The organism is Salmonella sp. SAL4457, assembly GCF_046548235.1.
Classification (GTDB): Bacteria; Pseudomonadota; Gammaproteobacteria; order Enterobacterales; family Enterobacteriaceae; genus Salmonella; species Salmonella enterica.
In genome coordinates this window covers 413,053-431,032 of record NZ_JBGDZO010000001.1, presented here as the reverse complement: position 1 = coordinate 431,032, position 17,980 = coordinate 413,053, and the positions used below count along the sequence as shown (strand labels likewise).

At 50.5% G+C, this 17,980-nt stretch carries 18 protein-coding genes and 7 pseudogenes; 9 read left to right on the top strand and 16 right to left on the bottom strand.

Annotated features, from left to right (window positions below; translation table 11 throughout):
* Positions 1-450: 450 nt before the first annotated feature.
* Complete coding sequence (locus ACLJNW_RS02290; protein ID WP_001652642.1) at positions 451-576, bottom strand: hypothetical protein; 126 nt, start codon at positions 574-576, stop codon at positions 451-453.
* Here ACLJNW_RS02290 and ACLJNW_RS02285 point away from each other — a divergent pair.
* Positions 567-768, top strand: a pseudogene (locus tag ACLJNW_RS02285) (IS3 family transposase); the annotation flags it as partial. The gene ACLJNW_RS02290 and the pseudogene ACLJNW_RS02285 sit on opposite strands and share 10 nt — an antisense overlap.
* A 377-nt stretch (positions 769-1,145) precedes the next feature.
* Positions 1,146-1,346: a vesicle-borne virulence factor PagK gene (pagK, locus tag ACLJNW_RS02280; RefSeq protein WP_010989029.1), complete on the top strand. Its 201-nt coding sequence runs from the start codon at positions 1,146-1,148 to the stop codon at positions 1,344-1,346.
* 96 nt (positions 1,347-1,442) lie between these two features.
* Here pagK and ACLJNW_RS02275 read toward each other — a convergent pair.
* The 5 genes and pseudogenes from ACLJNW_RS02275 to ACLJNW_RS02255 all read right to left on the bottom strand — a co-directional run.
* Positions 1,443-1,955, bottom strand: a pseudogene (locus ACLJNW_RS02275) (tail fiber assembly protein); the annotation flags it as partial.
* 27 nt (positions 1,956-1,982) lie between these two features.
* Positions 1,983-2,213: pseudogene (locus tag ACLJNW_RS02270) on the bottom strand (phage tail protein); the annotation flags it as partial.
* Positions 2,214-2,264: 51 nt separating this feature from the next.
* Positions 2,265-3,497, bottom strand: a pseudogene (locus tag ACLJNW_RS02265) (phage tail protein); the annotation flags it as partial.
* Positions 3,460-4,063: pseudogene (locus ACLJNW_RS02260) on the bottom strand (phage terminase large subunit family protein); the annotation flags it as partial. The pseudogenes ACLJNW_RS02260 and ACLJNW_RS02265, both read right to left, overlap by 38 nt.
* Positions 4,050-4,541: a DUF1441 family protein gene (locus ACLJNW_RS02255; protein WP_023204530.1), complete on the bottom strand. Its 492-nt coding sequence runs from the start codon at positions 4,539-4,541 to the stop codon at positions 4,050-4,052. The gene ACLJNW_RS02255 and the pseudogene ACLJNW_RS02260, both read right to left, overlap by 14 nt.
* Positions 4,542-4,848: 307 nt before the next feature.
* Here ACLJNW_RS02255 and ACLJNW_RS02250 point away from each other — a divergent pair, with 307 nt between their 5' ends.
* Positions 4,849-5,016 carry a lytic enzyme gene (locus tag ACLJNW_RS02250; protein ID WP_000789530.1) on the top strand — a complete coding sequence of 56 codons (168 nt, stop codon included), beginning with the start codon at positions 4,849-4,851 and terminating at the stop codon, positions 5,014-5,016.
* A 256-nt stretch (positions 5,017-5,272) separates the two neighbouring features.
* On the opposite strand, the gene ACLJNW_RS02245 is transcribed toward ACLJNW_RS02250, so the two are convergent.
* Positions 5,273-5,806: a DUF2514 domain-containing protein gene (locus ACLJNW_RS02245; protein ID WP_001050883.1), complete on the bottom strand. Its 534-nt coding sequence runs from the start codon at positions 5,804-5,806 to the stop codon at positions 5,273-5,275.
* A 53-nt stretch (positions 5,807-5,859) separates the two neighbouring features.
* Positions 5,860-6,051, bottom strand: a pseudogene (locus tag ACLJNW_RS02240) (glycoside hydrolase family 19 protein); the annotation flags it as partial.
* On the opposite strand from ACLJNW_RS02240, the pseudogene ACLJNW_RS02235 reads away from it, so the two are divergent.
* Positions 6,040-7,194: pseudogene (locus ACLJNW_RS02235) on the top strand (exonuclease VIII); the annotation flags it as partial. The pseudogenes ACLJNW_RS02240 and ACLJNW_RS02235 sit on opposite strands and share 12 nt — an antisense overlap.
* A 29-nt stretch (positions 7,195-7,223) precedes the next feature.
* Entirely contained in the window at positions 7,224-8,303 is a 1,080-nt protein-coding gene (locus tag ACLJNW_RS02230; protein WP_038803962.1) for a tyrosine-type recombinase/integrase, read from the top strand.
* A 382-nt stretch (positions 8,304-8,685) separates the two neighbouring features.
* On the opposite strand, the gene ACLJNW_RS02225 is transcribed toward ACLJNW_RS02230, so the two are convergent.
* Genes ACLJNW_RS02225 through yobA form a run of 3 tightly spaced genes read right to left on the bottom strand, consistent with a single transcriptional unit; the run spans position 8,686 to position 10,306 of the window.
* Positions 8,686-9,039, bottom strand: coding sequence for a YebY family protein (locus tag ACLJNW_RS02225; protein WP_023204512.1), 354 nt, complete (start codon positions 9,037-9,039; stop codon positions 8,686-8,688).
* 16 nt (positions 9,040-9,055) lie between these two features.
* Positions 9,056-9,931, bottom strand: a complete 876-nt coding sequence (gene copD, locus ACLJNW_RS02220) for a copper homeostasis membrane protein CopD (RefSeq protein ID WP_000979694.1) — start codon at positions 9,929-9,931, stop codon at positions 9,056-9,058.
* Positions 9,932-10,306 (bottom strand): CopC domain-containing protein YobA, encoded by a 375-nt coding sequence (yobA, locus tag ACLJNW_RS02215; RefSeq protein ID WP_000168393.1) that lies wholly within the window; start codon positions 10,304-10,306, stop codon positions 9,932-9,934.
* Between the two features lie 137 nt (positions 10,307-10,443).
* On the opposite strand from yobA, the gene ACLJNW_RS02210 reads away from it, so the two are divergent.
* The 3 genes from ACLJNW_RS02210 to exoX all read left to right on the top strand — a co-directional run bounded on the left by ACLJNW_RS02210 (position 10,444) and on the right by exoX (position 12,160).
* Entirely contained in the window at positions 10,444-10,674 is a 231-nt protein-coding gene (locus ACLJNW_RS02210) for a DNA polymerase III subunit theta (protein WP_000856224.1), read from the top strand.
* A gap of 107 nt (positions 10,675-10,781) precedes the next feature.
* The gene (locus ACLJNW_RS02205) at positions 10,782-11,438 is read left to right on the top strand and encodes a nitrilase-related carbon-nitrogen hydrolase (protein ID WP_000100256.1); all 657 of its coding nucleotides are present in this window, start codon (positions 10,782-10,784) and stop codon (positions 11,436-11,438) included.
* A 23-nt stretch (positions 11,439-11,461) separates the two neighbouring features.
* Positions 11,462-12,160, top strand: a complete 699-nt coding sequence (gene exoX, locus ACLJNW_RS02200; protein WP_000944284.1) for an exodeoxyribonuclease X — start codon at positions 11,462-11,464, stop codon at positions 12,158-12,160.
* A gap of 36 nt (positions 12,161-12,196) precedes the next feature.
* On the opposite strand, the gene ptrB is transcribed toward exoX, so the two are convergent.
* The 4 genes from ptrB to yebG form a co-directional block, all read right to left on the bottom strand.
* Positions 12,197-14,248: an oligopeptidase B gene (gene ptrB / locus ACLJNW_RS02195; RefSeq protein WP_023204511.1), complete on the bottom strand. Its 2,052-nt coding sequence runs from the start codon at positions 14,246-14,248 to the stop codon at positions 12,197-12,199.
* A 213-nt stretch (positions 14,249-14,461) separates the two neighbouring features.
* Positions 14,462-15,121: a tellurite resistance TerB family protein gene (locus ACLJNW_RS02190; protein ID WP_000024709.1), complete on the bottom strand. Its 660-nt coding sequence runs from the start codon at positions 15,119-15,121 to the stop codon at positions 14,462-14,464.
* A gap of 93 nt (positions 15,122-15,214) precedes the next feature.
* Positions 15,215-15,568 carry a protein YebF gene (gene yebF / locus ACLJNW_RS02185; RefSeq protein ID WP_023204510.1) on the bottom strand — a complete coding sequence of 118 codons (354 nt, stop codon included), beginning with the start codon at positions 15,566-15,568 and terminating at the stop codon, positions 15,215-15,217.
* A gap of 67 nt (positions 15,569-15,635) precedes the next feature.
* Positions 15,636-15,926, bottom strand: coding sequence for a DNA damage-inducible protein YebG (yebG, locus tag ACLJNW_RS02180; protein WP_000257723.1), 291 nt, complete (start codon positions 15,924-15,926; stop codon positions 15,636-15,638).
* A gap of 130 nt (positions 15,927-16,056) precedes the next feature.
* Here yebG and purT point away from each other — a divergent pair, with 130 nt between their 5' ends.
* Positions 16,057-17,235, top strand: a complete 1,179-nt coding sequence (gene purT / locus ACLJNW_RS02175; RefSeq protein ID WP_000173430.1) for a formate-dependent phosphoribosylglycinamide formyltransferase — start codon at positions 16,057-16,059, stop codon at positions 17,233-17,235.
* A 99-nt stretch (positions 17,236-17,334) separates the two neighbouring features.
* Here the strand turns inward: purT and kdgA are convergent, their stop codons facing one another.
* Complete coding sequence (kdgA, locus tag ACLJNW_RS02170; RefSeq protein WP_000800494.1) at positions 17,335-17,976, bottom strand: bifunctional 4-hydroxy-2-oxoglutarate aldolase/2-dehydro-3-deoxy-phosphogluconate aldolase; 642 nt, start codon at positions 17,974-17,976, stop codon at positions 17,335-17,337.
* Positions 17,977-17,980: the final 4 nt, after the last annotated feature.

Below are 17,980 nucleotides of genomic sequence, written 5' to 3'. Positions count from 1 at the left end.
GAATGGGCCTTCACTACATGAACAGGAAAGGCTCAGGATAACCACTTCTCAGACATTAAAAGCAAATGAGAAAACCAAGGGGGCCTAAACCTGCCGCCAGGGAACAAACCTTTGCACAGTCTGCAGTGCTACCACCGTCCCCTATGCACCCCAGGGCGAACGCTGGCTGGGCAGCAGACGACAACAGCAGAAGAGTTGTTATGAATAAAACTTTACGTGATTTAATAAGAGAAAACATATTATTACCCTCATAGTAAGCAGTATTAAATAAGCCGGGATATATCTGATGTTCAATCAGTCCCTCATATAGGGTTAGCACCATAGCGAGTCGTTTTCACAAAAAACACAGACTGTTGAAACTTTATTTATCACTTTGACATTTGCAATACATGACACATGATTAGCTTCAGCCGCCATTATAGGGAAAGCTCCATTTCCATACTCATTTACTCACTTCTCCCTGCGGAAAAAGAAATGCAGTATAGCCAGCGTGGTGCTTTTGCTGAAACCAGACGCGAGCAACACGGCAATGATGATCGGCGTCAGAATGAGTTCGGAATCGGCATTGGCAAACAAGGCGCACAGTCGTTAATACCCACCAGCAGTTCCGCCAAGACTGCGACAATGTCGTAAGAGAGGCCTTCAGCCAGGCAAAACAGCGCTATGGTGCGCCCCGGCTTGCTGAGGAAGTGAACCTGGGGCCTGAGGTACAATGTAAAAACGATAGCGTCCAGCCTGCGCCATCAGGGTCTGCGGCGATCTCAGTCCGGAACAATTTGAAAACCAGAACCTCGCTTAAGGCTGTGTCCACAATACGCGGACAGGATCAAAACTGTTAGTATGGCTGGCTTACAAGAATGAAGTGAAGTTGATTGATATAACAAACACTCCTGATAATGTTAACTGGCCTGTTCCTCCGGGGGAGCGAGCCAGCCATGATTTGAAAAGCACATGAAATCACTTTCACATGAATTAATTTACATTGGAAATAAAATATAATAGTGCTTATCATTTTTATTTAAGTTAAATATTTTATAAATGGTTTTTATTTACTCACCTGATGGTAATGAATAACGTTTAATATCTATAGTAAAGGATGCTGTAACCGTAAGGATAGTGTGCCACAATTTAACAGGTAACATATTATGAAACACGTCAAGAGCGTATTTTTAGCAATGGTTTTAATATTACCATCTTCACTATATCCTGCTCTTACAATAGCGGCAGACTCTCAAGATCATAAAAAAGAAGAAACAATTAAGCCAATGCCTCAAAAGTGGTGTAATCTTTGGCCTGCTGGCATACCCTTCCCTGAAGATTGGTTTAAAATGTGTAGAGGTTATTGAGTATAAATTTAATATACTAGCCAGTAACCATATCAGTTATGACAGACAGGCCTTCTTCATATTTGCTATAAATAAGGCCTGAGCTTTCCTGACAAATTATAAACTACTGGCTGGTTTCTCCGGCCAGACAGGCTTTAAAGTATCAACACGGTTTACCTGTACCCGGTACTTTCTCCATGCCAGAAGAGAAGCTTTTTCTTTATTGGTTGCTTCGTCCAGATCCACTGCATCCTGTAACGGCGCGATTTTTTCAGACGCTATTTGCAGGAGTCTGTTTTTCGTTCCTTCAGCTTCACGAAGTCTGGCTGCGGCCTCCGCAGCTTCATCATTCATCCAGACCTGAGCCTTACTATCCCATTTTTTGTATCCACCACCTGGTGAAACTGATGTGACGTTTTCAGGTAGCGGACCAAGATCGGAGATATAAACCTGATTGCCGGTTGTTGTGTCGTAAACCGTCTCGCCGCGGTGATCCTCCTGCAGACTCCACGTTTGGGTTTCAGCGTCAAAAACAGCAATATGACTGGAGGGAATATCAGGAGGGGCTATATCAGTACAATTTGCCGGGCGACGCTGTCCGGGGGGGACCTGACCACATCCGGCCCCCATTGCAGGTAATGCAACAGATGTAATTTTCCGGTCTTCTCCGGCGCTTTTATTGTGCTGAAAAATTGCCAGTAACGCAGCCCGTGTTGCATTATAAACCGCGTCGGTGCCGTCAATAATCAGCGGAACGCGCATCGTCGGGGCGGGAACCAGCCACGGATGTTTACTGTTACCCGTTTCAATAACAAAGGCGGTGCCGACGGGCTGTTCCCCCAGGTATTCACGGATGATATTTTGCTGTACCCGTTCCTGTAATTGCGACCCGAAATATGCCGTAATAGCAGCATCCACACCGCCGTCCATAAGACCAAAGGTTTCCGCATTACCGTCTGCGTCCACAATAACGACGTGTCCGTGTGGACCGATATACATGGTGTGCTCGTGTCCTCCGATATAAACTGTATGCGCATGGTCGCCAGCGGCCTGTGTCCACGCACCACCTCCAGGCTGAAATGAAGTGTGATTGGAATCTCCCCAGTATGAATTGATATAACCGCCGAACTGGTTAGTATGATTGCCCGTGGTATTGGTCGATTTCGTGCCGTAATCAAAGGATGAGGTAGTTTTTGTCCCTAAGTCGGTATCCTGCGCTCTGGCGCTGTGACTGTGCGATTTGTTGCCGTCCATTTCTTGCGACAGTATAGCTCGCCCACTGGCGGGTTTACCTTTGATTGTCCAGCCTCGCATGTCAGGGATAACGCCGGACGGATACGCTATAGCCAGTAACGGGTAAGCAGATTTATCAAACGATTGCCCCTGCATCAGAGCGTAACCTGCCGGAGTAGCATCAGACGGCCATGCTATCGGCGCCCCTACTGGATGCGAATCCGGTGGCGGATTTAGTGTGGTGTAGAGCATTGCCCATTCGGACCACTCAGCCTCGGCGGTATCTCGATGGCTGCGAATATATGCGGGCGCTGGCGCACCGTTTGTCCCGCTCCAGCCAATGAGAATTTCCCCATCACCGGTTCCGGTCAGACGCAAAATATTCCCGTATTGCGTTGGATAACCGTTATTGTAAACCTCGCCCATTATCAGGCCGCTATCGCTGCCTCTTGTCGTGCCAGTCAGTGCCGGAAGCGCGCCGCGTGATGCCAGTCTGTTCGCTGCAACAGCCGTACCTGATGCAGGGAGCGCTCCGATATTTTGTACAAACAGCGGCTTTTCCGGAATATCGCCACCGTTCTGTGATTTATGTAACGCATCGGCGGCGTGATTTATCGTTTCCCGTAAACTAATGTATTCGATAAAACCATCAGCGCTTTTTCCTGACAGCGCCGTCAGGGTTTCGTCCAGCGGCTGCTTGCCCGCCAGTTTATTCAGTACCGTGATGGCAAAGTTCGGATCGTTTCCCAAAGCGTCAGCCAGTTCCTGCAGGGTGTCCAGCGCTTCCGGCGCAGAACCAACCAACTGCGCCACTTTCGCAACCACAAACGCTGCCGTGGCAATTTCAATACCTGCAGCTGTGGTTTCCGGCATTGGTGCCGTTGGCGTACCGGTCAGTGCCGGACTGTCCAGCGGGGCTTTGGTCTGTACCTCCCCCATACCCCACCATGTTTTCCATCGCTGGCTGGAACCAGTCGCCGCAGTGTGGACAGGGCCAGTACCACCGACGGCGATCGCCCCGGTTATAAAGAGAAAGAATGCCTGTCGTGGGTGGGGCCTCGTGCGGCGAAGAACGCCGCCATTTCACATCGGTGATTTCCCGACCAGACGAACTCTCTGCCAGTGTCATCCCCGCAGACATAAAGGTGGTGGTACGTTTGGATGCCAGGGAAAAACCATCTCCCTCGCCATCGATATCTTCAGGGAAACGGTCATAGTCGGTCAGCGCCACCCGCTTGTAATCCGACGAAGAAAAAACGGTTATGGACGGCCAGCCAATTTGCAGGAATGAACCATCACGAAACATTTTATCGTGGACGTTGTTGTCATTTCGGGAAGGACTGAGACGCTAACGTGTCATCCCAAGGAACCGCCGTATTGGTACCGCGGGGAACAAACATAAATTGTTTTGTTCCTTCCGCTACCGGCATTCTGCGTGGAGGCCTGAGATATTCAGCAACCTCCCGGCGTACTGCCGCTGCGGAGCCATATTTATTCCCCGTCATCGTCTGCGGTCTCCTGTATTGCCTTAACTAACAGTATTCTGACCTCATCCACCACATCCTGGGCCTCGTTTAGCTGATCCGCAGACCATCCCTTATCCCTTTCCAGTTTATCCGGCCAGACTTCAAGTACCTGCGTAATGGCCTTGACTATCGCCGCCATTTGTTGACGGACTTCCGACAACGGGACGACCTGCTTCATCTCTTTTTCCAGCCAGAGACGCCCCTTTTCGGAGTCAAACCAGTTCTTACGCTCTTTTGGAGTCATTTTATTCGGGTCCTGATGTTCAGCAGCCTGGGAAACGGGCGTTTCCATCAGTACGCGGATCACATCCGTCAGGAGATACAGCTTGTTTTTTTCATTGCTTCCCAGTGCCAGGGGAACGCCCGAGAGGCGACTGACAACCGTCTGTCGATGTAACCCTGTAATAGCGGCAAGCTGACAGATATTGCATTTGAGGTTCTTCAGTTCGCCGTCCATTTTTACCTCTGGGGCTGTTTCTTAGCGCGCCCTCGCCCGGAAAAACAAAATATAACGAACAAAAAACATACAAACCATCATCTTTTAAAAATAAATGACATTAAAACAGAGAGTTACAACATGATGATGATGCATGAAAAATCAAAAATGCGCCAAATCCCGCGCCGCTGCCGCCCCGTGGCAGACCGCCCCGCCGGGAGTACCTTTTTAAAATACGAACAATTATCAACAACTACCACTTAATGATTATTTATTTCATTTTGCGATATTGATTATCATTTTCAATAACAACACACAGAGAACATAAATGAAAAACATCATCACTATTATCGTAGCCATTATTATCGTTTTTTATGCAGGTATGTGGTCGCAGAAATTCCTGATGGAAGATGAGTGCCTTGATTCAGGTGGTTCATACAATGAAAATGGAATTTGCAATATTGCAGGCAGTCATCAGGATGTTCCCCCTAAGTAAGCAGAATGCTTTTTAAATTCGTTACCCACCTCTACAGATAAGGAGGCGAATGGTCACTAAAAGTAAAATCCATTGCAGAAGAATTTCCGGAAAGTTGTTATTCCAGCACCCCGACAGGTTATTCAGACAGATTTCAGCTATATCAAAACTGAGTGAGTACTTATCAGTTTCATCTGGTGAAAAACCTGTTCTTATTCATCTGGTTCCATCTGATGATATGTAGTCACTTTTTTACAGCAATATTACAGGGGGAGTTTCAATGCCTCCTGTAATTATTTGACTCTCTCACCGAATCATATACTCGTTCACACGTCATTCCTGCCCGGTAGCGCTCGTCAGCGATTCCAGCATAATGTTTAGCTTCTTCTGCAATATCTCCGAGCATGTTGGCAAGCATTCTGGCGTCGGCGTTGGTTGTTTTGCTTCTGACGGCAGCGGCAAGATTTGCGGTGTGCTTTGCGGCGTCCAGGCGGGTGGCAAGTTTTTTTGCTTCGGTACGCAGCTGGCTAACAGTGGCAGACAGGCCAGCAGCAGTGGCAGCAGATTTAGCGGCTTGCGCTTGTGCATCTTTCACAGCCTCATCACGGGCAATAACGCGGCCCTGTTCAATAATACGGGCGGCGGTCTGGGCGTTGACTTCCTGAGAGGATTCAGCGCTGTCGCGATCTGCCCATTTTTTTTGCCAGCCCCTGTCACTCCAGACATTACCGGCGATAAACGCACCAGCCATCAGCAAAATAAACACCAGCTGCAACCAGTATCTTTTCAGAAGAGCAGATAACAGATTCATACCAGCACCGATTTTGCTTTCTCAAAGCGCTCCCGCCGATCACCGATGCCGTTCTACCCTCCGTTGATGATCTGCGTAACACGTACCAGGTCGCCGGAATATTTCAGACACCCTTTAGTCACAAAAAGCCACGCTGCGGATCGGGCGGCATGACGTTCTAGCTCAAGCTGTCCTGGATTCGCCACTAGATCCAGTTTCAGTGCAACGCCACATCTGGTGTAATTCTCCAGCCCGGTAATCCTGATCTTCGCCGAACGTGGTGCGAAAGCTTTCTTGCCGTTCATGGCGTTCGCGATCCGGACTGGTACGAATATGTGCCTGATAACCCCCCAACAACCCATGAAGAAAATGCAGCAAGGCTTAGTCAGGCGGGCAAATGTCTGCGGGATATTGAGGCAGAGAGATTTCAGTGTGATGAAGAAAAACAGCAACCGACAGGCGAACTGGCAGATGAACCAGCAACGCCTGAAGCAGTGGAACAGGACACAACTGAACATCATCCGGACCCACAGCCGCTGGAGAATGAACCACCTGTAAGCCAGACAGAAGCAGGCTACCAGAAAATACGGGCAGAACTGCACGAAGCACGTAAAAACATTCCACCCAAAAACCCGGTTGATGTTGGTAAACAACTGGCAGCCGCGCGCGGTGAATATGTCGAAGACATCAGCGACCCGAACGATCCGAGGTGGGTTCATAACAATTACAGCGCCTCAAATCAGGGTGAAAAAGAAGAAGTGGTGCCGGAGGGAAAACAACCAGCAGCAGAGCCGGAGGCTGTCACCAGAAACGCGGACGGGACTTTCGATGTATCAGCGCTATTCCTGCCCCCCTCAAACCAGACCGAAAAAACGGAAGCCAGAACAGAAAGAGATGGAGAAACGCCGAAAGAGAGCAACCAGCAGGAAACGGCTGGCGATACAGGACAGGAAATTACAACGGACGGTGGATCAGGTACTGGCGGTGATGAAGCTGGCGAAGCGGCAGATCCCGTAGAAAACGGAAATTTCACTGTCCCTGATAATATACAGCCAGGTATTTACTATGACATCCCTAACGAGGCGTATCACGCTGGCCCCGGCGTCAGTAAATCACAGCTTGACGATATCGCAGACACACCAGCAATTTATCTGTGGCGTAAAAATGCCCCCGTGGACACGGAGAAAACAAAGACTCTCGATACAGGAACGGCTTTTCACTGCCGGGTACTGGAACCAGAGGAATTCAGTAAACGCTTCATCATCGCTCCGGAATTTAACCGCCGTACCAGCGCAGGAAAAGAAGAAGAGAAAACCTTTCTGGAAGAGTGCGCCCGGACAGGAAGAACCGTGCTTACGGCAGAAGAAGGCCGGAAAATCGAACTTATGTACCAGAGTGTGATGGCGTTAACCGAGTGCATTGCTGGAGAAGTTGATCAGTGAGTCGAAAAAAGTACGATGCTAACCTTCCGAGGTACCTCACCTACCGTAAGGCCAGTAAATCTTTTTTCTGGCGTAACCCGGTAACTGACAAGGAATTTCCGCTCGGTCAGATCGCCCGCAGGGACGCTATCACACAGGCCATAGAGGCAAACAACTTCATAGCGCAAAACCACACGCCAGTGGCGCTTATTGAAAAACTAAAAGGAACGGACTCATTCACTGTGTCCGCATGGATTGATCGCTATGAGGTTTTATTACAGCGCCGGAGTCTGTCGGTTAATGCCTACAAGATTCGCAGTAATCAATTAGCGACCGTACGCGAAAAAATGGGAGAAATAATACTGGCAGAAGTAACAACCCGGCACATTGCCAAGTTTCTTGAGTCGTGGATAACCGAGGGAAAAAACACTATGGCGGGAGCAATGAGATCAGTTCTATCTGACATGTTCAGAGAGGCTATTGTCGAAGGGCATATTGTGAAAAACCCGGTGGAAGCAACCCGGATACCAGAGATTAAGGTGGCCAGGGAACGCCTGCAACTGGAAACGTATAACGCCACACGAGCGGCAGCAGAGCATATGCCTGCATGGTTCCCTCTCGCGATGGATTTAGCGCTCGTTACTGGTCAACGTAGGGAGGATATCGTAAATATGAAATTTAGTGATGTTTTTGACAACCGCTTATACGTAACTCAGATTAAAACCGGAATGAAAATAGCCATTCCCCTCTCCCTGACACTTCGGGCGACGGGGTTACGTCTGGGAACGGTAATCGATCGCTGCCGGCTGGTAAGCCGCACTGATTTCATGATCAGTGCTGGAATCAGGAAAAATAGCCCAACCGGGAATATTCATCCGGATGGATTGACAAAGACATTTGTAAAAGCAAGAAAAGCCTCCGGTGTTAACTTCAGCAATAATCCACCGACATTTCACGAGATCCGAAGTCTGGCCGGGCGGCTGTACAAAAACGAGCACGGCGAGGTGTTCGCCCAAAAACTCCTGGGCCACACATCAGCGAACACCACGAAACTCTATCTCGATGAGCGTGATGATAAAGCTTTTATGATGCTCTAATACTCCAATTTTCGTTGTGAAATAAATGTTAAATTTAATTTGATTGTGATATAACCAAAAAGACCGGAATACAGAAATTCGGAAAAATTTCGGAAAATTTCGGATCATTAATCATAAGTAACTGTTTTATAAGAAAAATAAAAAGAGACCGAATACGATTCCTGTATTCGGTCCAGGGAAATGGCTCTTGGGAGAGAGCCGTGCGCTAAAAGTTGGCATTAATGCAGGCTAAATCGCCTTGCCCTTTAAGAATAGATGACGACGCCAGGTTTTCCAGTTTGCGACGAAGGTGATTGAAAAAACCTGGCGTTTTGTCTGTCATCAGAGATAAAAAAACCGTAAGCCTTTTCGTGAAGGTTTACGGTTTTTTATTAAAAATCAGTCAGCTATTGGATGGATCACAAAGCTTTTCCGCACGTTCGATAAACGGCGCCAGACTCATTTTCTCACCGGGCTTCGCCGGGTTATCGATTTGAATGACGGCAATAGGCTGAGCGCGCGTTTTACCCTCCGCTACTTGCTGTTCGGCAATGGCATTCAAGGGATACTGCACCAGCGTACTGGGGTTGATCACATAGAGCGCCTGGCCAGGCCGACAGGTCAACATGACCTCTTCCCGATTAAACGCCCACTTGTCTTTTCCTACTTCAAAACGACTTACGGTAATCACCTGCGGCGCCGCCAACGCTACGCCCAAAGTGGCCAGCAGAAGCGCCGGAAGGAGTATTTTTTTCATTCGTTATGCCAGTCCATCAAAAAGGTTCGAGGGTTGCAAACAGGCTGACGATCGCCAGAACTATGCCTCCAACTCCCCATTCAATTTGCGTCATCCTGACAAACCATAGGTCAGTCCGGGGATTTTCCTGTCGCATACGTGGTACGAGAACATACCGATTCGTCAGCGCAATTGCTACCATAAGCACGACCAGCGCACATTTTAACAAAAGCAACTGTCCATAGGTGGTCTGCCAGATAGCGGTAAATCCCGTGATAAATAGCGTGTTGCCAATGCCTGTGAGCAATACGCCCGCCACAAAAAAGTGACCATAACGAGAAAAACGCATCATGGCGCTAATAGCATGTTGACGCCAGCGTCCCTGAGCCATGCGCATACAATAAACCACTGGCAACAGCCCACCAAACCAGGCTGCGGCACAGAGTAAATGCAGAGCATGGTTAATCTGCTGTAATGTTCCCACTACACCGTCGCGCATCGTCGCATGTCCAACGCCTGCCAGCAGGATAAACTGAGCAACGGTGAGAATAAGAAGCCGTCGTTGCATTTTTACCGGCGCAATGACTACCACCGCCAGCGTGACCAGCGCGAGGATAATTTGCCATATCCAGACCGCACCAAAGCGGGTTTGCAGTACCGCGCCCCACACCGAGACGGAAAAAACATCGGGCCAGCCGCCGCCCATCAGTCCGCCCTGAATCGCCAGCATAAAAGCCGCGCTGATAACGCTCCAGGCGGCGGCATGTCGTTGCAGATGTAAAAATCGACGCGTCATTAAACGACGAATTGATGCGGGTGCCAGCCAGGCGCCGTAAAGCGCGCAGCCGTAGACCAGCATCAAACTAGCAAAATGAATAAATCGGAGAGTTATCCAGACGAATGTCAGCATCATTTATTTCACGCTGAAGGTGTATTTCCCTTTTGTTTTATGTCCATCCACCGACACAACGTGCCAGTCTACCGTGTAAGCGCCAGATTTTAACGGCTGCTCAAGCGGGATAATCAACTGCGTTTTATCCTGTTCATTTCGCTTTGCCGGGCGCGTTTTGATGAGCTCTTGCTGAGGGCCAGTAATGGTTGCGCCGCTGAACCCTGGCTCAATCCCTTCAGAAAAGTTCAGGGTCAGCGCCTGTGGCGAGGCCGTAACGGCAGCATTCGCCGCTGGATACTGATGCGTCAGGTGCGCATGTGCCCAGGCCGCTGGCGTCGCAAATGTCGATGCCAGCAGCAGTAAAGCTAAACGTCGCGATGGTGCAGAAGAAGCCATATTCACTATTCCTTTTTGTTATACCTACGTTACAAAGAATAACCTTCAACAATCAATGAGTCGAGGATCATCATTTCCATCTTGCCATTACCGCGGACTCTTAGTACCTTCTGGCGGCAACAAAAAAGGAGACACGTATGAAAACAAATCTGGCTCAGCTTGAACAAGCGGAAATGGATAAAGTCAATGTGGACCTGGCGGCTGCCGGGGTGGCATTTAAAGAGCGCTACAATATGCCAGTTGTCGCGGAGGCGGTCGAACGTGAGCAGCCAGAGCATCTACGCGCCTGGTTTCGCGAGCGGCTGATTGCCCATCGTCTGGCTTCCGTATCACTATCCCGACTCCCTTACGAACCCAAAGTTAAATAAAAATTATATAACGTTACACTTCCTTACATGCAGACGACTACATTATAAGGCGATTCTTAACCTATGCTTTTTAGAATGGCTGTAGAGACTATGAAAAGGAAGTCATTATGTCCTCCTGGAAAATTGCTGCTGCGCAGTATGCGCCCCTGAACGCCTCGCCGGCGGAGCATGTCGCCCATCATCTGGAATATATTGAGCTTGCGGCTCGTCAACAGTGCGAACTGCTGGTCTTTCCGTCACTGTCGCTATTAGGCTGCGACGAAAGGAATAAATCGTTGCCCGCCCCGCCTGACGAGGCGCTTTTACAGCCGCTCACTCATGCGGCCGATACCCACCATATGACTATCATTGTGGGTATGCCTGTTGAGCATAACTGCCGCTTCGTAAAAGGCATCGCTATTTTTGCCCCATGGCTAGCGTCGCCGCTCATGTTTCACAAAAGTCATGGCGCCTGTATTGCCAGGCAGCGAAGCGCTATCAACGTGGTGGATGAGCAGCCAGAAGGTGGTGATATAGATCCCTCATTTACGTTATTCACAACCAGTCAATGTCTTAACGAACCTGAACTACATGCTTCTACCTCACGCTTACAACGTTTTTCGCATAAATATGCGCTGGCCGTACTGATGGCCAATGCCTGTGGCAGTAGCGCGCTGTGGGATGAAAGCGGGCAACTTATTGTTCGTGCCGATTGCGGTTCGCTATTACTGACGGGCCTGCGCACAACGGAGGGTTGGCAAGGCGATATCATTCCATTACGCTAAGGTCTTTCGGTGAGGAATGAATCATGTTGCGGATTATAGACACGGAAACCTGCGGGCTGCAGGGCGGGATCGTAGAGATAGCCTCTGTAGATGTCATTGATGGCAACATTGTCAATCCCATGAGTCACCTGATACGCCCCGATCGCCCTATTACGCCGCAGGCGATGGCGATACACCGTATTACCGAAGCCATGGTCGCCGATAAGCCGTGGATTGAAGATGTCATACCGCTTTATTACGGTAGTGAGTGGTATGTCGCTCACAATGCCAGTTTCGACAGACGCGTATTACCTGAATTGCCGGGTGAGTGGATCTGTACCATGAAGTTGTCGCGACGCCTGTGGCCGGGAATAAAATACAGCAATATGGCGCTCTATAAATCGCGCAAACTAAGCGTACAAACGCCACCGGGGCTGCATCATCACCGGGCGCTTTATGATTGCTATATCACCGCCGCCTTGCTGATTGATATTATGCGAACCACCGGCTGGACCGCGGAAGAGATGGTCAATATCACGGGCCGTCCTGCGCTGTTAACCACTTTCTCGTTCGGTAAATACCGCGGTAAGGCGGTATCTGAAGTCGCAAAACGCGATCCGGGCTATTTACGCTGGCTTTTTAATAACCTTGATAATATGAGCCCGGAACTTCGCCTGACGCTTAAACACTACCTGGACGATGTTCAGGCTGGCGAGCAACGCAGCAATGGAACACCACAATAACCCGCGACGCTCACAAGCCGTTGCGGGCGCGCGCGTCTATGCGCTATGTAAGGTTCCCTGCGCCAGGCCGATTAAAAAGGCGAACTCCAGCGCGACGCCTTCGTAGGATTTAAACCGCCCCGACTTACCACCGTGCCCGGAGTCCATATCCGTACATAACAGCAGCAGACATTGGTCCGTTTTTAGCTCGCGTAATTTTGCCACCCACTTCGCCGGTTCCCAGTATTGCACCTGGGAATCGTGCAATCCTGTCGTCACCAGCAGGTGCGGATAGTCCTGCGCTTTGACATTGTCATAAGGACTATAGCTTTTCATATAGTCATAATACTCAATATCCTGCGGGTTCCCCCACTCTTCAAACTCCCCTGTCGTTAATGGGATCGACTCATCCAGCATCGTGGTTAATACATCAACAAAGGGCACCTGGGCAATAACGCCGTGGAAAAGCTCGGGGCGTTCGTTGATAGCGACGCCCATTAGCATTCCGCCCGCGCTCCCGCCCATCCCATAACACAGCGACGGTGAACCGTAACCCAGTTTTAATAAGGCATCGCAGGCATCAAGATAGTCATTAAAAGTATTCCGCTTTTTGAGGAATTTGCCATCTTCATACCACTGCTGTCCCAGCTCACCGCCGCCGCGAACGTGTACGATTGCGTAAACAAAGCCACGATCCAGCAAGCTCAGTCGGCTGCTGCTGAAGTCGGCGTCAATACTGGAACCGTAAGATCCGTAGCCGTAAACCAGAAGCGGATTTTGCCCTTTACGAAAATACTTCTGATGATAAACCAGCGATACCGGCACTTCGACGCCGTCGCGTGCGGTGATCCACAGGTGTTCGCTCTGATAACAGCCAGAATCAAACCCAGGCACTTCCGTCTGTTTAAGTATCCGTCGTTCTCCGGTATCCATATCCAGTTCAAACAAGGTATCTGGCGTCGTCATTGAAGAATAGCCGTAACGCAGCCGGGAGGTCTCAGGTTCGGGATTATAGGCAAGCCACGTCACGTAAGCCGGATCGTCAAAGGCAATGCCTATCACTTCACGGGTTTTACGGTTAATTTGCCGCAGGCTGGTAAGCCCCCGTTGACGCTCTTCGACCACTAACCAGTCGGTAAACAGGGTAAACCCTTCCAGCATAATATGCTCGCGCGGAGGGATCAGCTCTTCCCAGGCGTTTTCATTGCGCACGCGGGTACGGTACAACCCAAAGTTTTTACCGTTCCGGTTAGAGCGCAGGTAAAACTTATGTTGATAGTGATCGAGACTATATTCGTGGTCTTTGCGGCGCGGTAAGAATGAAAACGGCTCGGCATCGGCCAGTTCCGCGTCAAGTAATAGCACTTCGCTAGTGGTGGCGCTGGCAAGATGAATTACCACATAATGCTGCGAAGTGGTTTTATGCAGGCTGACATAAAAGGTGTCGTCTTTCTCTTCATATACCAGTTCATCTTGCGATGACGGAGTGCCAATCGTGTGCCGCCAAACCTGATAGGGCAGCAGCGTCTTCTTATGCTTACGCACATAGTAAAGGGTCAGGGAATCATTGGCCCAGACAAATTCAGGCGCAACGTTATCCAGCAGTTCCGGATACCAGTTACCGCTTTCGAGGTTACGAAAACGCAACCCATACTGACGACGGGATAAATAATCTTCTGCCAGCGCCATGATGGTATTATCCGGCGTAATGGCAAGTCCGCCGAGCGTATAAAATTCGCTGTGCGCGGCCCGCTGGTTCGCATCGAGCAAGGTTTCCCACACATCCCACTCTTCGCTTAACGCCGATTGTCGTTGATAGATGGCATATTCGCAGCCGGGTTCATAGATATAACGGTAGCGATAGCCATTTTTCACATACGGAGCGGAAACTTCTCTGGGCGGGATGCGATCGATAATTTCTTTTAGAATGCGGTCCTGTAACGCCTGCTGAGAGGACATGACCTTCCGGCCATACTCATTTTCCTGATGCAGGTAATCAAGGACTTCCGGCTGCGAGCGAGTGTCATCTCGCAGCCAGTAATAATTATCAATGCGCGTATCGCCATGTACGGTCATGGCATAGGGAATTCGATTGGCTTTTGGCAACATGTCGTTTTTTCTTTTGCGTTAATATTTGTTATATATCACGCGGCAAACACAGCGGCTTAGCATGGTAGTCCCGGTCCGCTCACCTCGGTAAGCGCCTGAGATGTCACTGCTTCGCCGCTATCTTGCAACATGAATGACGTAAACTATCCATCCTATAAGGGTGGCAAAAGACACGCATGATGCAAGCGAAACATGTTACTTAATGGCAGGTTATCAGCCTGGTAGCGCTTGTTTTTGCTGCTGCAAGTCCTGCTCGATACCGTCCCGAACCTCTTGAGGAATTTTTAGCGCGTCTCCTAACGCATTCAGATAGCTACGTTCCATAAAGTGGTCAATATCAATGGCGGCACAGCTCAGGAAGTAGAGTTCCAGAGCTTCTTCTTCATTGCGAACGCCCTGTGCCAGACGTTGTGGATCAAGCGGCTGCTCAATAGCTTTCTCGATAAACACACGCCCTTGCTCTTCCACACCTGATTCTCGCAGTTGGTGCTCAATCGCCGCGCGTTCTTTGGCATCAATATGCCCATCGCTTTTTGCAGCAAAAACCAGTGCCAGGATCAGTCGCTCAGTGCGAACATCCAGCGGCGTACTTTGGCTGCCGAATTGCGGCTCCCCCTGATGCGCAGCGCGTACTTTATCTTTGTACTTATTCCACAATACGGAACCCGCCACCGCGCCGCCGCCCACCAGCAAAGCGCCAGTACCGTATTTGGTTAATAATTTGCGCGAAGACTTATTGGCGACCAACAGTCCAGCCAGACCGCCCAGCGCGCCGGGAACCAGCAGTTTATTTAACCCCTGTTCACCGGAAGGCGATGCAGAAGCGCCTTTTTGCCCAAGAAGTGATTGTAATTGGTTCAACCAGTTAGCCATAGTACCCCTCAAATACAGACCAATAATGGTCAAGCGTACCTGAGGGGATGTCAGGAATTGTCTGTTCCGGCAAAAGAAGCGCAAATTACGCTGCTAGCGGGGCTTATATTCCGCCTTGCCGGCTTTGCAATCAATGATGACCTGATAATGAATATCGGCGCTTTTACCGCGAACAGTTAGCGGAACTGTCCATTTATCATTTTGACCTACAACGTCCTGCACATTAACCCACGCGACCGGGTCAGCCTGCCCGACCTTTTTTTGGTCGTCGGCCCACCGCACGATACGATTTTGCTGGTAGTCGCGCTTCACGCTTGCCGCAATCCCGGCGGCATCCAGCCCTTCACACTGCGGAAACTTAACCGATTTACTCTCGGTGGATGCCGCAAATGCCGATACGCTGGCGGATAACAGTAGCAGGCTCAACAACGCTCCTCTTTTATTCATACTTTTCTCCTTAGCACAATGATTCAGGAAAAGCATGGTACAAAACGCCGGGAGCGCAAGTACGGGTTCAGGCGGCTTGCTTTTTCGTTTTACTCGCGGCGTCCTTTTCAACCGCCTGCGGAGAAGGCAACTTACCGGTTTTGAGGATAGTACTTAACACCTCTTTATGTTCCGCCAGCCACAGCGACAACGCCTCGCGCTGCCCATCTTCCAGCACGACTGGCGACTGCTCAAGCCAGGTATCAAGAAGATCGGCAGTATCGAGCATTTTGTCCCAGGCGTCGGCTTCCTTTTTACTGGTAAATGACATCTTCTCCTCACCCTCGCGAATGACTACGTATTTAACTTCAACCGCCATTTTGCAGCCCCTTATTTACCTGTGTTTATATACAGTATATTGCAAGGCAGCAAGAAAAGCAATTTATTCGAAAAGACATACGCAAACGTTTTCGTATATACTGCGCGCAGGTAAATAAGGGGACAGAAATATGACGCTATTAGGCACTGCGCTGCGTCCGGCAGCAACGCGAGTGATGTTATTAGGGGCAGGAGAATTAGGAAAAGAGGTGGCGATTGAATGCCAACGCCTGGGGATCGAGGTTATCGCCGTCGATCGCTATCCTGATGCTCCCGCCATGCATGTGGCTCACCGTTCACACGTCATTAATATGCTGGACGGCGAGGCGCTACGTCATGTGATTACAGAGGAAAAACCGCATTATATCGTGCCGGAAATAGAAGCGATCGCCACCGATACGCTGCGCGAGCTGGAGGGCGAAGGGCTGAATGTCGTGCCTTGCGCCCGTGCAACGCAGCTCACGATGAACCGCGAAGGGATCCGTCGCCTGGCCGCAGAAGAATTAGGACTGCCGACATCGACGTATCGCTTTGCCGACAGTGAGGCCAGTTTTCATGATGCGGTAGCCGCAGTGGGTTTTCCTTGCATCGTCAAACCGGTCATGAGCTCTTCCGGCAAAGGCCAGAGCTTTATCCGCTCGGCCGAACAGCTCGCGCAGGCATGGGAGTATGCTCAACAGGGCGGACGCGCTGGCGCGGGTCGCGTGATTGTGGAAGGCGTGGTTAAATTTGATTTTGAAATTACGCTGCTCACCGTTAGCGCCGTCGATGGCGTGCATTTCTGCGCGCCGGTCGGTCATCGTCAGCAAGATGGTGACTATCGCGAATCCTGGCAGCCACAGCAGATGAGCGAACTGGCGCTGAAGCGGGCGCAAGAGATTGCTCGTCATGTGGTACTGGCGTTAGGCGGTCATGGTCTGTTCGGCGTTGAACTCTTCGTCTGTGGCGATGAAGTCATTTTCAGCGAAGTCTCCCCTCGCCCGCACGATACCGGAATGGTCACGTTGATTTCTCAGGATCTCTCTGAGTTTGCGCTGCATGTGCGCGCCTTTCTGGGAATGCCCGTAGGCGCTATTCGCCAGTATGGTCCCGCTGCCTCGGCCGTGATTCTGCCGCAGCTTACCAGTCAAAATGTGACGTTTGATAATGTACACGCGGCGGTAGGAGCCGGAGTACAGGTACGGCTGTTTGGTAAGCCTGAGATCGACGGCACTCGTCGTCTTGGTGTAGCGTTAGCGACAGGTGAAAACGTTGAAGAAGCGGTGATAAGAGCGAAAAAGGCCGCCAGCCGCGTGACGGTAAAAGGCTAATGCGCCATCGCCTGATGGCGACGTTAGCGCATTTTTATCAGACCTGCCTGATCGCCACTCGTAAGCCCGATAAGCAAGCGCCATCGGGCATTTAACGGCTTACTGCTTCGCGCCTTCTACCGCTTCGCGCGCCAGTTTGGTGATGCGATCGTAATCACCCGCTTCCAGCGCGTCGGCCGGCACCAGCCAGGAACCGCCGATGCACAACACGCTTTTCAGCGCCAGATAGTCACGATAGTTTGCCGGAGAGATGCCGCCGGTTGGGCAGAAACGTACCTGAGAGAACGGGCCGGCAATCGCCTGCAACGCTTTAGTGCCGCCATTCGCTTCCGCCGGGAAGAATTTGAACTCTTTCAGACCATAGTCCATGCCCAACATCAGTTCAGAAACGGTGCTAATACCGGGAATCAATGGGATAGTGCCTGCCGTCGCGGCTTTCAGCAGTGGCTCAGTCAGTCCCGGACTAATCGCAAATTGCGCGCCCGCTTCCGTCACCTCCGCCAACTGCTGCGGATTGAGAACGGTTCCGGCGCCGACAATCGCTTCCGGCACGTCTTTAGCGATAGCGCGAATTGCATCCATCGCGCAGGCCGTACGTAAAGTCACTTCCAGAACGCGAACGCCCCCGGCCACCAGCGCTTTAGCCATCGGCACCGCGTGCTCCAGTTTATTGACTACAATGACCGGGACAACCGGGCCGGTGGTCAGGATTGCTTCTGCACTTGTTTTCCAGTTTTTCATCGGA

What these genes read in the sequence shown, in the direction of transcription:
- pagK (WP_010989029.1), top strand. Translation starts at nt 1,146, where the DNA reads ATGAAACACGTCAAGAGCGTATTTTTAGCAATGGTTTTAATATTACCA.
- ACLJNW_RS02255 (WP_023204530.1), bottom strand. Translation starts at nt 4,541, where the DNA reads ATGGACGGCGAACTGAAGAACCTCAAATGCAATATCTGTCAGCTTGCC.
- ACLJNW_RS02250 (WP_000789530.1), top strand. Translation starts at nt 4,849, where the DNA reads ATGAAAAACATCATCACTATTATCGTAGCCATTATTATCGTTTTTTAT.
- ACLJNW_RS02245 (WP_001050883.1), bottom strand. Translation starts at nt 5,806, where the DNA reads ATGAATCTGTTATCTGCTCTTCTGAAAAGATACTGGTTGCAGCTGGTG.
- ACLJNW_RS02225 (WP_023204512.1), bottom strand. Translation starts at nt 9,039, where the DNA reads ATGAAAAAAATACTCCTTCCGGCGCTTCTGCTGGCCACTTTGGGCGTA.
- copD (WP_000979694.1), bottom strand. Translation starts at nt 9,931, where the DNA reads ATGATGCTGACATTCGTCTGGATAACTCTCCGATTTATTCATTTTGCT.
- yobA (WP_000168393.1), bottom strand. Translation starts at nt 10,306, where the DNA reads ATGGCTTCTTCTGCACCATCGCGACGTTTAGCTTTACTGCTGCTGGCA.
- ACLJNW_RS02210 (WP_000856224.1), top strand. Translation starts at nt 10,444, where the DNA reads ATGAAAACAAATCTGGCTCAGCTTGAACAAGCGGAAATGGATAAAGTC.
- ACLJNW_RS02205 (WP_000100256.1), top strand. Translation starts at nt 10,782, where the DNA reads ATGTCCTCCTGGAAAATTGCTGCTGCGCAGTATGCGCCCCTGAACGCC.
- exoX (WP_000944284.1), top strand. Translation starts at nt 11,462, where the DNA reads ATGTTGCGGATTATAGACACGGAAACCTGCGGGCTGCAGGGCGGGATC.
- ptrB (WP_023204511.1), bottom strand. Translation starts at nt 14,248, where the DNA reads ATGTTGCCAAAAGCCAATCGAATTCCCTATGCCATGACCGTACATGGC.
- ACLJNW_RS02190 (WP_000024709.1), bottom strand. Translation starts at nt 15,121, where the DNA reads ATGGCTAACTGGTTGAACCAATTACAATCACTTCTTGGGCAAAAAGGC.
- yebF (WP_023204510.1), bottom strand. Translation starts at nt 15,568, where the DNA reads ATGAATAAAAGAGGAGCGTTGTTGAGCCTGCTACTGTTATCCGCCAGC.
- yebG (WP_000257723.1), bottom strand. Translation starts at nt 15,926, where the DNA reads ATGGCGGTTGAAGTTAAATACGTAGTCATTCGCGAGGGTGAGGAGAAG.
- purT (WP_000173430.1), top strand. Translation starts at nt 16,057, where the DNA reads ATGACGCTATTAGGCACTGCGCTGCGTCCGGCAGCAACGCGAGTGATG.
- kdgA (WP_000800494.1), bottom strand. Translation starts at nt 17,976, where the DNA reads ATGAAAAACTGGAAAACAAGTGCAGAAGCAATCCTGACCACCGGCCCG.